Below are 13,789 nucleotides of genomic sequence, written 5' to 3' on the forward strand. Positions count from 1 at the left end.
GCCGGTCGAACCTCGCCGCGCATCAGCGCAGCGCCAACCTTTGTCCGTCGAAAACGGTCGGTTTGCAATTCAGTCCTGCGAGGGACAGCGTGGCGCAAAGCCGGGCGGCGGCATTGGCGTTGGAGAGGGGGCCCGCCACCAGCCGGAGCTCAACGGTGGCACCCGGCCGCGCGCCTTCCTGGATGGCGACGACGGGGCGCAGGCCCTCCAGAACCGGGCCGTGCTGGGCCCGCAATTGCTGCCAGCGGCTGCGCAGCGCCTCGATGGACTGTTCTCCGGCGAGATCGACACCGAACTCCGTGCGGATCGCGGTCGAATCCTGCGCTTCCGGTCCCTGCGTGGTCGGGGCGGGGACAGGGGGAGCGGGCGGCGGCGTCTGAACGGCCTGAACAGGAGCCGGGGAGGGTGTTGGCACGGGGGCTGTCGCCGGAGCGGCGGTCGCAGCGGGTAGAGGATCTGCAACGGGCGGCGCGGTGGGGATGACGCGCACGGCGCGTTGCGGCGGCACTGGATCCGGGCGGGCGGGTTCGATCCGCGGCGGCTCCGCGCGCGTCGCCTCGGCGCGCGGGATGGAGGCGGTCACGTCGCCGACGCTGCGCTCGACGCTGGCGAGCCGGTCGGCCAGCGCCTCGCGCTCGGCATTGAGCACCCGCACCTGATCGGCAAGCCGGCGCGTCTCATAGAGCAGCAGCGTGTCGGTGGAGGCCGGCCGCGGCGGTTCGGCGCGGGCGAGTTGCACCGGCGGCGGGGTGGGCGCAAACAGCCGGGCGATGCGCTGGCTGCCCGTCTCACTGCGGGCGCCAAGCACAGCGGCCCCGACGAGGAACAGCGCGACACCCGCCCAGACCATCAGGGTAGACAGGCCACGCCGCGGCGCCTCGTCGGTCAGACCGTCGAGTTTGACCGGCGTCGGCTGTGGATCCGTGTCGCGCTTGGCCTTCAGCATGGCCGTCCAGCTTTCGCTGATTCGACCGCCCGCCGTCCATCGAAACGGCAGGAGAAGCGTCCCGCCGAGAAGGAATCTGCAAGTGTTTCGAAGCGTTTCGTCTCAGCCGCGACCGCGATAGGGTGCGACGCCCTGATCAGGGATCCAGACGCCGGCGGGCGGCGCCCCCGTTTGCCAGAACACATCGATCGGAATGCCGCCGCGCGGATACCAGTAGCCGCCGATCCGCAGCCAGCGGGGGCCGAGGAGATCGCGCAGGCGCTTGCCGATGGCCACCGTGCAGTCCTCGTGGAAGGCCCCGTGGTTGCGGAACGAGGTGAGATAGAGCTTCAGCGACTTCGACTCGACCAGCCACTGGTCCGGGACATAGTCGATGACGAGATGGGCGAAGTCGGGCTGGCCCGTCACCGGGCAAAGCGAGGTGAATTCAGGCGCGACGAACCGCGCAACATAGTCCGTGTCGGGATGGGGGTTAGGCACGCGATCGAGCTCGGCCGCCTCCGGCGAGGCGGGGATGTCGACGGTCTTGCCCAGTTTCAGATCGGTCATCGTGTCAGGTCCCGTGACGGGCGCGTGAGTGAGGGGCGCGTGATAGCAGATCGCGCCGGGCGGAGGGAATTCGCCGCGCCATCTTCCGCGGAGCTACGCCCGCAGCGGCCGGGCCGATCAGCCCAGCCATGCCGCAGGGCCCGGCTTGAACCGCCCGTGCCATGCTGTAGAAGGCCCTGACTTCCCCCGCCGCCAGGACAGAGGCCGCCATGACCGCCATCGTCGATATCATCGCCCGCGAAATCCTCGACAGCCGCGGCAATCCGACGGTGGAGGTCGACGTGCTGCTGGAGGATGGCTCGCGCGGCCGCGCCGCCGTGCCGTCGGGCGCCTCGACCGGCGCCCACGAGGCGGTCGAACTGCGCGATGGCGACAAGAAGCGCTATCTCGGCAAGGGCGTCGGCAAGGCCGTCGACGCCGTCAACGGCGAGATCTTCGACGCCCTGTCCGGCCTCGACGCCACCAACCAGGTGCAGATCGACACGGCGATGATCGCCCTCGACGGCACCGAGAACAAGGCGCGCCTCGGCGCCAACGCCATTCTCGGTGTGTCGCTCGCCACTGCCCGCGCCGCCTCGATCTCGCGGGAGCTGCCGCTCTATCGCTATGTCGGCGGCGTCTTCGCCCATGTCCTGCCCGTGCCGATGATGAACATCGTCAATGGCGGCGCCCATGCCGACAATCCCATCGACTTCCAGGAGTTCATGGTCATGCCGGTGGGGGCCAAGACCTTCGCCGAGGCCGTGCGGATGGGCTCGGAGGTCTTCCACACGCTGAAGGCGGCCCTGAAGGCCGACGGCCACAACACCAATGTCGGCGACGAGGGTGGCTTTGCCCCGAACCTGAAGTCGGCCCAGGCGGCCCTCGACTTCGTCATGACCGCCATCGACAAGGCCGGCTACAAGGCCGGCGAGGACATCGTGCTGGCGCTCGACTGCGCCGCCACCGAGTTCTTCAAGGACGGCGCCTATGTCTATGAGGGCGAGCGCAAGACCCGCGACCCCAAGGCCCAGGCCAAGTATCTCGCCAAGCTCGTCGGCGACTATCCGATCGTTTCCATCGAGGACGGCATGTCGGAGGACGACCTCGAGGGCTGGAAGATCCTCACCGACTTGGTCGGCAAGAAGTGCCAGCTCGTCGGCGATGATCTCTTCGTCACCAACACCAAGCGCCTGTCCATGGGCATCGAGACCGGCCTCGGCAACTCGATCCTCGTAAAGGTCAACCAGATCGGCACCCTGACCGAGACGCTTGCCGCTGTCTCCATGGCGCACAATGCCGGCTACACCGCGGTCATGTCGCACCGCTCCGGCGAGACCGAGGATTCGACGATCGCCGACCTCGCCGTGGCCACCAATTGCGGGCAGATCAAGACCGGTTCGCTCGCCCGCTCCGACCGCACCGCCAAGTACAACCAGCTCATCCGCATCGAGGAGGAGCTGGGTCCGCAGGCCCATTATGCCGGCCGCCGGGCGCTGAAGATCCGCGGCTGAGCGCCATCACACCTCCAGTACGACGAACGGCGGGCCTCGAAAGTCCGCCGTTTGTGTTTCGGGGACGAGGCGATGCCCGTCAGGTGCGCCGTTCGCCCGGCATATCGCCGGAATTGCCCTTGCCGCCCGTCGCCGGCGGGGCCGCCTCGGCCGGCGGGCGCCCGGGAGCCGTCGAACGTCCACCGGGCTGGCCGGGGGTAAGCGTCCGTCCGGCATTGCCCGTATCCGGCGAAGGACTGCCATCGGCCGGTGTGAAGCGGTTGAAGGTGTTGAGCATCGCCTGGAAGGTCGAGATCGTCTCGGCGACATAGGCCACGGTCACGCCGCCATCGAGGTCGACATCCCATTCGAGGACCAGGTCGCCGTCACGATCGAGATAGGCCTTGGCGAAACGCTTCTCGAAGTTCCAGGCATTGACGAAGGCGAGGGTGAAGCGCTCGTTGCGGCGGAACAGCGTGCGGTACTGGATGGATTGGCAGCCGTCGTCATTGCACGAATAGAAATGGACGGAGGTGCGCAGGCCGACGATCTCGGTGGTGATCCGCGTCCGGTTGTTCTCCGTGGTGATCTCGGCGGAATTGCCGCGCTCGCGCAGGATGGCCGCCATCTGGCGCGGCATGATGCGCCCGAGCGTCGTCTCCTGTGCGTCGCGCGGGATGCGCTTCTGGGCGAGGGCCTCGGTCAGTGGCAGCGCCGCGAGGAGGGCGCAGAAGGCGAGGGCGGCTGGACGGGCGGGCATCGGTCTCTCCTGATCCGGTGCGGCGGGTGAGGCCATACTGCGTCCTTCCGCCGCGTGGGGAAAGACCGTCGCCAGCCGCGGACCGATCTCCACATGGATGCCCTGCGCGATGCGCCATTGTGCAGGTGCGAGAGACCCGTGAGGGTCGATGGCCATGCCTCCGGTCCTGTCGAGCCTACCGCCGCGTACCCTTGCCCTTGCAGCCATGGCGTTGGCGGTGACGATCTATGGCGGACAGTTCGTCTCCGTGCGCTGGGGCCTGCAGCAGGGCCTGTCCGCCTATGACATGGCGGCGCTGCGATTCATCTTTGCGGGAGCCGTAATGGCGCCGTTCTTCCTGCGCGCCGGCGTCATGGGGTGTGCAGGGCTCGGCTGGCGCAAGGGCCTGATTCTCGGCATCACCGGCGGGGTGCCGCTGACGGTCATTTCCAATATCGGCCTCAACTACGCTCCCGCCGCCCACGCCTCCGCCATCCAGCCCGGCATGGTCGCGGTGACGGCTACCACGCTCGCCTATCTCGGCATGCGTGCCCGCATTCCCGCAGGCGCCGCCATCGGCTTCGCCATCGTCCTGTCGGGTCTGGCCGCCATCGCCATTGCCGGCTCGACCGGCCTGCAGGGCGCCATGACGCTGTTCGGTGACGCGCTCTTCGTCCTCTGCGGTATCGGCTGGGGAATCTTCACCTGGCTCTGCGGCCGCTGGATGGTGCCTTCGGTGACAGGCGCCGCCGTCGTCTCGGTGCTGTCGGCGGCGACCTTCCTGCCGGCCTATGTCCTGTGGCTGTCCCCCGGATTGGGCGCTGTCTCCTGGCCGATCATCCTGTTCCACGGCATCAACCAGGGCATCCTCAACATCGCCATCGGCCTGTTGCTCTGGACCTACGGCACGCGCACCCTTGGTGTGGCGCTCGCCGCCCGTTTCCCGCCAATGATCCCTGTGCTCGGCACGCTGATCGGCATTCCCGCTCTGGGCGAGGTGCCAAGCCCTCTGGCGGCGGCCGGCGTCGCGGCAATCGTCACCGGCCTCCTCGTCGCTGCCATTGCGGGCACGGGTCGCGCATCTCCTTCAGCGCCGGTTAACCGTCCCGAAACCGCGACGCGCGCATGATCGGAACATGGTCGTGCGCACGAGACGTCAGCGAATCCTCCAGGCGATGGGCCTCTACGCCGTCGCCGCGGCGCTGATCGCCTATTTCGGTTTCCACGCCTATCACGGCGAGCACGGCATCCACGCCAAGCAGCAGTTCCTCGGCCAGATCGAGGAGCTGAACGGCCAGCTCGCTGTCCTTCGCAAGGAGAAGACCGAGGTTGCGCGGCGGGTTGCGCTTCTGCGCTCCGACGCCATCGACCCCGACATGCTGGACGAGCGCGCCCGCGAAATCCTCAACTTTGCCGACCCGCGTGACCTCGTCCTTGTGATGCGGCGCCGCTGACCGCTATCGTGAACCGAATATCGGTTGACGGTCCGTTGTGAACCAACTTCCGGTTAAGCCCCTGATTGTGTTGCAATGCCAATGGTTTGTGCAGTGCACAACGCCATGACCCCCTCTCTTTGCAGCGTCGCATTCAGCCGCTACATCTGATGCAGCATCCGAATGCGAAGGGGACACCGATGGCTGCAACCCGGACCAAGACGGCACCGGCCGCCGCGAAACCGGCGGCGAAGGCGGCCAGCGGCAAGGCGGCAAGCGGCAAGGCCGGTGCGGCCAAGACGTCGGGCAAGATGTCCGGCAAGACCGCGCTCCTCACCCGCGACCAGGAACTCGCCGCCTATCGCGAGATGCTGCTGATCCGCCGCTTCGAGGAGAAGGCCGGCCAGATGTACGGCATGGGCCTCATCGGCGGCTTCTGCCACCTCTATATCGGCCAGGAAGCCGTCGTCGTCGGCATGCAGATGGCGTCCAAGCAGGGCGACCAGGTCATCACCGGATATCGCGACCACGGCCACATGCTGGCCACCGGCATGAGCGCCAACGGCGTCATGGCCGAGCTCACGGGGCGCCGCGGCGGCTATTCCCGCGGCAAGGGCGGCTCGATGCACATGTTCTCCGCCGAGAAGCACTTCTACGGCGGCCACGGCATCGTCGGCGCGCAGGTTTCACTTGGCACCGGCCTCGCCTTCGCCAACCGCTACCGCGGCAACGACAATGTCTCGCTGACCTACTTCGGCGACGGCGCGGCCAACCAGGGCCAGGTCTACGAGAGCTTCAACATGGCAGCGCTCTGGAAGCTGCCGGTCATCTACATCATCGAGAACAACCGCTACGCCATGGGCACCGCGGTGACGCGCGCCTCGGCGCAGACTGACTTCTCCAAGCGCGGCCTGTCCTTCAACATTCCCGGCGAGCAGGTCGACGGCATGGACATCCGCGAGACCTATGCGGCGGGCCTGCGCGCCATGGAATGGTGCCGCGCCGGCAAGGGCCCCTACATCCTCGAGATGCAGACCTACCGCTATCGCGGCCATTCCATGTCGGACCCGGCCAAGTACCGCTCGAAGGACGAGGTGCAGAAGATGCGCACCGAGCACGACCCGATCGAGCAGGTGCGCGAGCGGCTCCTCAAGGACTGGAAGGTCTCCGAGGACGAGCTGAAGGCGATCGACGCCAGCGTCCGCGACATCGTCGCCGAGAGCGCTGAATTCGCCACCAACGACCCCGAGCCGGATCCGTCCGAGCTGTGGACCGACATCCTGAAGTGATCTGGCCCGGCCGCGGCAGACGCGGCCGCCTCCGCCGGGCCCCGAGCCGGCGCCACCTGTTCCTGACCTCCTGATCGGAAGCCATCCATGCCTGTCAACATCCTGATGCCGGCGCTGTCGCCCACGATGGAGAAGGGCAATCTCGCCAAGTGGACCAAGAAGGAAGGCGACAAGGTCAAGCCCGGCGACGTCATCGCCGAGATCGAGACCGACAAGGCCACGATGGAGGTCGAGGCGGTTGACGAGGGCATCCTCGCCAAGATCCTTATCCCCGAGGGCTCGCAGGACGTCGCCGTCAATGAAATCATCGCCGTGCTGACGCAAGAGGGTGAGGACGCCGCCGCCGCCCCGGCGCCCGCCGCCAAGCCGCAGCCGGCCCCGGAGGCCGCCCCGCTGGCAGCGCCGGCCGTGATCCAGGCCCCGGCCGCCGCCGCGCCGCAGGCGACCGTCGCCGCCGATCCCGACGTGCCGGCTGGCACCGAGATGGTCACCATGACCGTCCGCGAGGCTCTCCGCGACGCCATGGCCGAGGAGATGCGCAAGGACGACGCCGTCTTCGTGATGGGCGAGGAGGTCGCGGAGTACCAAGGCGCCTACAAGATCACGCAGGGGTTGCTGCAGGAGTTCGGCGCCCGCCGCGTCATCGACACGCCCATCACCGAGCACGGCTTCGCCGGCATCGGCGTCGGCGCAGCCTTCACGGGCCTGAAGCCCATCGTCGAGTTCATGACCTTCAACTTCGCCATGCAGGCGATCGACCAGATCATCAACTCCGCCGCCAAGACGCTGTACATGTCCGGCGGCCAGATGGGCTGCCCCATCGTCTTCCGCGGGCCCAACGGCGCCGCCGCCCGCGTCGCCGCCCAGCACAGCCAGGACTATTCGGCCTGGTACTCCCACATTCCCGGCCTCAAGGTCGTCGCGCCCTACACCGCGGCCGACGCCAAGGGCCTCCTCAAGGCCGCGATCCGCGACCCGAACCCGGTCATCTTCCTCGAGAATGAGATCCTCTACGGGCAGAGCTTCGAGGTCCCGAAGCTCGACGATTTCGTCCTGCCCATCGGCAAGGCGCGCATCCATCGCCCCGGCAAGGACGTGACGATCGTTGCCTGGTCCATTGGTATGACCTACGCCACCAAGGCGGCGGCCGAACTCGAGAAGCTCGGCATCGACGCCGAGGTCATCGACCTGCGCTCGCTCCGCCCGCTCGACACCGAGACGATCGTCGCCTCCGTCATGAAGACCGGCCGGCTCGTCACCGTCGAGGAGGGCTGGCAGCAGTCCGGCGTCGGCGCCGAGATCACCGCCCGCGTCGTCGAGCGCGCCTTCGACTATCTCGACGCGCCGCCGGCCCGTGTCTCGGGCAAGGACGTGCCCATGCCCTATGCCGCCAATCTCGAGAAGCTGGCGCTGCCGTCGGTGGCCGACGTCATCGAGGCGGTCAAGTCCGTCACCTACAGCTGACGAGCGCATCGATGTCGGCGCCCTTCGAAGCCCTCGCCATCCCGCCCGCCGCGCTCGAGAATGGCGGCGTGGAGATCCTGCGCGCCGGCATCGTCGAAGGCGGCCTCCACATCTCGGTGCGCCGCGCCTTCGACGACGCACAGGCCTGGGGCATGGTCCTGGCCGACATTGCCCGCCACGTCGCCCGCATCCACGCCATGGAAACGGGCGCCTCCGAGGACCTCACCCTCGACCGCATCCGCAACATGCTGGATGCCGAACTCGACAGCCCGACCGATCCGGGCACCACCACAGCCATCAGCTAACGGCCCCGTCCGGAGCACCGCCCCATGCCGATCGACATCCTGATGCCCGCGCTGTCCCCGACCATGGAGAAGGGGAACCTCGCCAAGTGGCTGAAGAAGGAAGGCGACGCCATCAAGGCCGGCGACGTCATCGCCGAGATCGAGACCGACAAGGCGACCATGGAGGTCGAGGCGGTCGACGAGGGGATCCTCGCCAAGATTCTCGTCCCCGAGGGCTCGCAGGACGTGCCGGTCAACCAGCTCATCGCCGTCATCGCCGGTGAGGGCGAGGACGTGAAGGCCGCGGCCGGCGGGGCAGGGGCCGCGAAGCCCGCCGCTGCCGCTCCGGTTGCTGCCGCGCCCGCTTCGGCTCCCGCTGCCCCCGCAGCTGCTGCGCCTGCCGCCGCGCCTGCGCCGGTCCCGGCCAGCATCGCTGCCGCCGCGTCCGGCATCCGCCTCTTCGCCTCGCCGCTCGCCAAGCGCATTGCCAAGCTCGAGGGCATCGACCTGTCGAAGGTCGCCGGCACCGGACCGCATGGCCGCGTCGTCGAGCGCGACGTGAAGGCGGCGCTGGCCGGCGGCACCGCCAAGGCCGCGCCCGCCACAGCTGCCGCGCCGGCCGCTGCGCCCGCCCCGAAGCCGACGCCGGTAGCCGGCCCCTCGGACGAGCAGGTGAAAAAGCTGTTCGAGCCGGGCTCCTTCGAGGAGATCCCGCACGACAACATGCGCAAGGTCATCGCCCGCCGCCTCGCCGAGGCGAAGTCGACGATCCCGCATTTCTACCTCACCCTCGACTGCGAGCTCGACGCGCTGCTGGGCTTGCGCGAGCAGATCAACAAGGGCGCTCCGCTCACCGATGGGAAGCCGGCTTACAAGCTCTCGGTCAACGACATGATCATCAAGGCGCTGGCCATGGCGCTGCGCGCCGTGCCGGATGCCAATGTCACCTGGACCGATGGCGCCATGCTGAAGCACAAGCATGCCGATATCGGCGTCGCCGTGTCGATCCCGGGCGGCCTCATCACCCCCGTGGTGCGCGATGCCTGCCACAAGCCGCTCTCGGTCATCTCCAACGAGATGAAGGACCTCGCGGCGCGCGCCCGCAACCGCAAGCTGAAGCCCGAGGAATACCAGGGCGGCTCCTCGGCCGTCTCCAATCTCGGCATGTTCGGCATCAAGGACTTCGCCGCGGTCATCAACCCGCCCCACGCGACGATCCTCGCGGTCGGCGCCGGCGAGAAGCGCATCGTCGTGAAGAACGATGCGCCGGCCGTCGCCACCGTGATGAGCGTCACGCTCTCCACCGACCACCGCGCGGTGGACGGAGCGCTTGGCGCCGAACTGCTCTCGGCCTTCAAGGGTTACGTCGAGAACCCCATCAGCATGCTGGTGTGAGGCGCGGGCAGGGCCTGTCCCTGCCATGCCGACACTTGCCGGGTGCCGGCCGGCCTGCCGGCCCCTTCGCCACACGACCTCAGGGAGTGGACCCACCATGGCGTCCGAAACGAGCTACGACATCATCGTCATCGGCGGCGGCCCCGGCGGCTATGTCGCGGCGATCCGCGCGGCCCAGCTCGGCTTCAAGACGGCCGTGGTGGAGCGCGAGCATCTCGGCGGCATCTGCCTCAACTGGGGCTGCATCCCCACCAAGGCGCTGCTGCGCTCGGCCGAGATCTATCACTACGCCACCCACGCCAAGGACTACGGCCTGACGCTGAACGGCACGATGAGCGTCGACATGGCGGCCGTGGTGAAGCGCTCGCGCGGCGTCTCCGCCCAGCTCAATGGCGGCATCGGCTTCCTGATGAAGAAGAACAAGATCGACGTGATCTGGGGCGAGGCGAAGATCGCCAAGGTCGGCCAGGTCGTCGTGTCGGCATCGGCCAAGCCCGCGGTCCAGCCGCAGGTGCCGCCGCCGAAGGGCACGCTGGGTGCCGGCACCTACGCGGCCAAGCACATCATGGTCGCGACCGGCGCGCGCCCGCGCGTGCTGCCGGGCATCGAGCCCGACGGCAAGCTCATCTGGACCTATTTCGAGGCGATGAAGCCGGAGGCCATGCCGAAGAGCCTCATCGTCATGGGCTCGGGCGCCATCGGCATCGAGTTCGCTTCCTTCTACCGCACCATGGGCGCCGAGGTGACGGTGGTCGAGGTCCTGCCGCAGATCATGCCGGTGGAGGACGCCGAAATCTCGGCGCTCGCCCGCAAGCGCTTCGAGAAGCAGGGCATCAAGATCCTCACCTCGACCAAGGTGACGAAGGTCGAGAAGGGCGCGGGCAGCGTCACGGCGACGCTCGAGGACGAGAAGGGGGCGAAGCAGACGCTCACCGCCGAGCGTCTCATCTCCGCCGTCGGCGTCGTCGGCAATGTCGAGGGCCTCGGCCTCGAGGCGCTCGGGGTCGGTTTCGACCGCGGCACCATCAAGACCGATGGGTTCGGCCGCACCACTGTCGCGGGCGTCTATGCCATCGGCGATGTGGCCGGCCCGCCCATGCTGGCCCACAAGGCCGAGCACGAGGGCGTCATCTGCGTCGAGACCATCAAGGGCCTCCACACCCACGCGATGGACAAGCTGATGATCCCGGGCTGCACCTATTGCCACCCGCAGGTTGCCTCCGTTGGCCTCACCGAGGCCAAGGCGAAGGAAGCCGGCTACAGCCTCAAGGTCGGCCGCTTCCCCTTCATCGGCAATGGCAAGGCCATTGCGCTCGGCGAGCCGGACGGTCTCGTGAAGACCATCTTCGATGCCAAGACCGGCAAGCTCATCGGCGCCCACATGATCGGCGCCGAGGTCACCGAGCTCATCCAGGGCTTCGTCGTGGCGATGAACTGCGAGACGACCGAGGAGGAGCTCATCCACACGGTCTTCCCGCATCCGACCCTGTCGGAAATGATGCATGAGAGCGTGCTCGACGCCTATGGCCGGGTGGTCCATACCTGAGCTTTGAGGGCGATCAGCGCCGATCGCCGGCCCTTCACCGAGACAAACAAAAAAGGCCGGCGCAATGCCGGCCTTTTGCATGAAACGCTGAAGAGACGACGAGCGATCAGCTCGTCACGGTCGTGCCTGACGGCAGAACGATGGCGGTCGATCCGACCGGCACGCGGTTGAACAGGTCGATGATGTCCTGGTTCATGAAGCGGATGCAGCCTGAGGAAACCTGCGTGCCGATCGTCCAGGGTTCGATCGTGCCGTGCAGCCGGTAGAGCGTGTCGCGATCGCCACGATAGAGATAGAGCGCGCGCGGGCCGAGCGGATTGTCCGGCCCGGGCGGCAGGCCACCGGCCACGGGGCCGTAGCGCTCCGGCTCGCGGCGGATCATGTCGCGGGTGGGGGTCCAGCGGGGCCAGGCCGCCTTGCGGCCGATCCGGGCGATGCCGGTGAGGTTGAACCCCTCCTCCTTGCCGACGCCGACGCCGTAGCGCATGGCGCGGCCGCCCTCGAGGATGAGATAGGCGTAGCGAGAGGTCGGATCGACCACGATCGTGCCGGGATATTCTCGGCCGCGATAGGGGACCTCACGGCGCCACCAGCGCTCGTCGACCTGCGACAGATCGATGGCCGGCACCGGAAATGGCTCGCCGGGAACTTCGCCGTACATGGCGGTGTAATAGGGATCGAAGCGCGGCGTCGCGACCTCCAGTTCCTCGCGCCGCGTGGCGCAGGCACCGAGGATGAAGGGAGCCCCCAGGACGAGGAAACGTCGGTCGATCGTCATCATACGCCTCAGAACAGCGAGCCGGCCCATCGGTTCCGCGCCTCGCATGAAGCACGGCTGCGCCGCCTCGTATGGAATTCAGGACCGGGTCGTTAGCACCGGGGGTCGGCGCGATACATGACGAAACCGTGAGACTGGGGCGTTGCAGCGGCGACTGTTGCCGCACTGCACCACCCGCGGCCCAGGAACGCACACGCCCCACACCAACCGGGGCCGGATGATGGCGGAAAACGGTTAATTCACGGCTACCGGGCGGGGCTTCGCGGTCACAAGCTCGCGAACAGGTCGTATTCCGAGGCGCGGTCGATCTTCACCGTCAGGAGGTCGCCGACGGCGAGTCGGCGCTTGGTGTGGATGAAGACGGAGCCGTCGATCTCCGGCGCATCACCCTTGGAGCGCGCCTTGACGACGGTCGGCCCCACCTCGTCCACCAGCACCTGCTGGCGCGTGCCGACCTTCCGCTTCAGGCGACGGGCAGAGATCTCCGCCTGCTTCTTCATGAACCGGTTCCAGCGGCGGTCCATCACGTCGGGCGGCACATGGCCGGCGAGGTCGTTCGAGGTCGCGCCCGCCACCGGCTCGTATTTGAAGCAGCCGACACGATCGAGGCCAACCTCGTCCAGCCAGTCGAGGAGGAAGTCGAACTCCTCCTCGGTCTCGCCGGGGAAGCCGACGATGAAGGTCGAGCGGATGGTGAGGTCCGGGCAGATCTCGCGCCAGCGGCGGATGCGCTCGGCCGTCTTCTCCTGATGCGCCGGCCGCTTCATGCGGCGGAGCACGTCGGGATGGGCATGCTGGAAGGGGATGTCGATGTAGGGCAGCACCTTGCCCTCGGCCATCAGCGGGATGACCTCGTCCACATGCGGGTAGGGGTAGACATACTGCATCCGCACCCAGACTCCGAGCTCGCCGAGGGCACTGGCAAGATCGAGGAATTTCGTGCGCCAGGTGCGGTCGCGCCACTCGCTCTCGGCATATTTCACGTCGATGCCATAGGCCGAGGTGTCCTGGCTGACGACGAGGATCTCCTTCACGCCGGCGGCGACCAGCTTCTCCGCTTCGCGCATGACCTCGCCGAGCGGGCGGGAGACGAGGTCGCCGCGCAGCTTCGGGATGATGCAGAAGGTGCAGCGGTTGTTGCAGCCCTCGGATATCTTCAGATAGGCGTAGTGGCGCGGCGTCAGCTTGATGCCCTGCGGCGGCACCAGGTCGAGGAACGGGTCGTGCTTCGGCGGCGCGGCCTCGTGAACAGCGGCGAGCACGCTCTCATATTGCTGCGGCCCGGTGACTGCGAGCACCGAGGGGTGTGCTGCCCGGATCTGCTCGGGTTCGGCGCCCATGCAGCCGGTGACGATGACGCGGCCGTTCTCCTTCAGGGCATCGCCGATGGCGGCAAGGCTCTCGGCCTTGGCCGAATCGAGGAAGCCGCAGGTGTTGACCAGCACGAGATCAGCGCCCTGGTGGCTGCGCGACAGCTCATAGCCCTCGGCGCGCAGGCGCGTGATGATCCGTTCGGAATCGACCAGCGCCTTCGGGCAGCCGAGCGAGACGAAGGAGATCTTCGGAGCGGCGCGATCCTCGCGCGGCGGGGCTGCGGTGTCGGTCATCGGGGCTCTCGGGACGGGCAGGGGCCGCCAATAGGCGAAAGAGCGGCGATCGACAAGGAAAACCGCCCGGATTGATGCGGATCAGCGCGCCGTCCGCATGACCCGTGCATCTTGCGCAGCGGTCGATGCGCCAGGCAAACGCCCGACCTGAACGAAACCGAACCTCTCGGTTCATCATGCGTTCAATTGCCACGGCGCAGCATCACGCCGTCGACCTCAAGGAGGATCTCATGGACCGTCGTGTTTTCTTCGGCACCCTGGCCGGCGGCGGCGCCGCCGCGGCCGCC

General features: G+C 67.8%; 13 protein-coding genes. 8 read left to right on the top strand and 5 right to left on the bottom strand.

Features of this window, described 5'->3' with window-relative positions:
* Window positions 1–22 precede the first annotated feature (22 nt).
* Window positions 23–946, bottom strand: coding sequence for a hypothetical protein (locus O9344_RS07860; protein WP_298474918.1), 924 nt, complete (start codon window positions 944–946; stop codon window positions 23–25).
* A gap of 102 nt (window positions 947–1,048) precedes the next feature.
* On the bottom strand, window positions 1,049–1,495 hold the full coding sequence (queF, locus tag O9344_RS07865) for a preQ(1) synthase (RefSeq protein ID WP_273510891.1): 447 nt from the start codon (window positions 1,493–1,495) through the stop codon (window positions 1,049–1,051).
* Between the two features lie 209 nt (window positions 1,496–1,704).
* Here queF and eno point away from each other — a divergent pair, with 209 nt between their 5' ends.
* Complete coding sequence (eno, locus tag O9344_RS07870) at window positions 1,705–2,988, top strand: phosphopyruvate hydratase (protein WP_298474922.1); 1,284 nt, start codon at window positions 1,705–1,707, stop codon at window positions 2,986–2,988.
* A gap of 79 nt (window positions 2,989–3,067) precedes the next feature.
* Here eno and O9344_RS07875 read toward each other — a convergent pair whose 3' ends face one another.
* Window positions 3,068–3,727: a YbjN domain-containing protein gene (locus O9344_RS07875; protein WP_298474924.1), complete on the bottom strand. Its 660-nt coding sequence runs from the start codon at window positions 3,725–3,727 to the stop codon at window positions 3,068–3,070.
* Window positions 3,728–3,875: 148 nt separating this feature from the next.
* On the opposite strand from O9344_RS07875, the gene O9344_RS07880 reads away from it, so the two are divergent.
* The 7 genes from O9344_RS07880 to lpdA all read left to right on the top strand — a co-directional run bounded on the left by O9344_RS07880 (window position 3,876) and on the right by lpdA (window position 11,117).
* Window positions 3,876–4,835, top strand: a complete 960-nt coding sequence (locus tag O9344_RS07880) for a DMT family transporter (protein ID WP_298474926.1) — start codon at window positions 3,876–3,878, stop codon at window positions 4,833–4,835.
* A gap of 7 nt (window positions 4,836–4,842) precedes the next feature.
* Complete coding sequence (locus tag O9344_RS07885) at window positions 4,843–5,160, top strand: septum formation initiator family protein (protein ID WP_298474928.1); 318 nt, start codon at window positions 4,843–4,845, stop codon at window positions 5,158–5,160.
* Window positions 5,161–5,339: 179 nt separating this feature from the next.
* Complete coding sequence (pdhA, locus tag O9344_RS07890) at window positions 5,340–6,428, top strand: pyruvate dehydrogenase (acetyl-transferring) E1 component subunit alpha (RefSeq protein WP_298474930.1); 1,089 nt, start codon at window positions 5,340–5,342, stop codon at window positions 6,426–6,428.
* 87 nt (window positions 6,429–6,515) lie between these two features.
* Entirely contained in the window at window positions 6,516–7,892 is a 1,377-nt protein-coding gene (locus O9344_RS07895) for a pyruvate dehydrogenase complex E1 component subunit beta (protein WP_298474932.1), read from the top strand.
* 11 nt (window positions 7,893–7,903) lie between these two features.
* On the top strand, window positions 7,904–8,197 hold the full coding sequence (locus O9344_RS07900; protein ID WP_273510655.1) for a DUF5076 domain-containing protein: 294 nt from the start codon (window positions 7,904–7,906) through the stop codon (window positions 8,195–8,197).
* Window positions 8,198–8,221: 24 nt separating this feature from the next.
* A complete protein-coding gene (locus O9344_RS07905) occupies window positions 8,222–9,571 on the top strand; it encodes a pyruvate dehydrogenase complex dihydrolipoamide acetyltransferase (protein WP_298474937.1) in 1,350 nt (449 codons plus the stop codon).
* A 97-nt stretch (window positions 9,572–9,668) separates the two neighbouring features.
* Window positions 9,669–11,117, top strand: coding sequence for a dihydrolipoyl dehydrogenase (lpdA, locus tag O9344_RS07910; protein WP_298474939.1), 1,449 nt, complete (start codon window positions 9,669–9,671; stop codon window positions 11,115–11,117).
* Between the two features lie 106 nt (window positions 11,118–11,223).
* Here lpdA and O9344_RS07915 read toward each other — a convergent pair whose 3' ends face one another.
* Complete coding sequence (locus O9344_RS07915; protein WP_298474942.1) at window positions 11,224–11,895, bottom strand: L,D-transpeptidase; 672 nt, start codon at window positions 11,893–11,895, stop codon at window positions 11,224–11,226.
* Window positions 11,896–12,161: 266 nt separating this feature from the next.
* On the bottom strand, window positions 12,162–13,502 hold the full coding sequence (gene rimO / locus O9344_RS07920) for a 30S ribosomal protein S12 methylthiotransferase RimO (RefSeq protein ID WP_298474944.1): 1,341 nt from the start codon (window positions 13,500–13,502) through the stop codon (window positions 12,162–12,164).
* Window positions 13,503–13,789 lie beyond the last annotated feature (287 nt).

Source organism: Phreatobacter sp., assembly GCF_027532945.1.
In the GTDB taxonomy this organism is placed as follows: Bacteria; Pseudomonadota; Alphaproteobacteria; order Rhizobiales; family Phreatobacteraceae; genus Phreatobacter.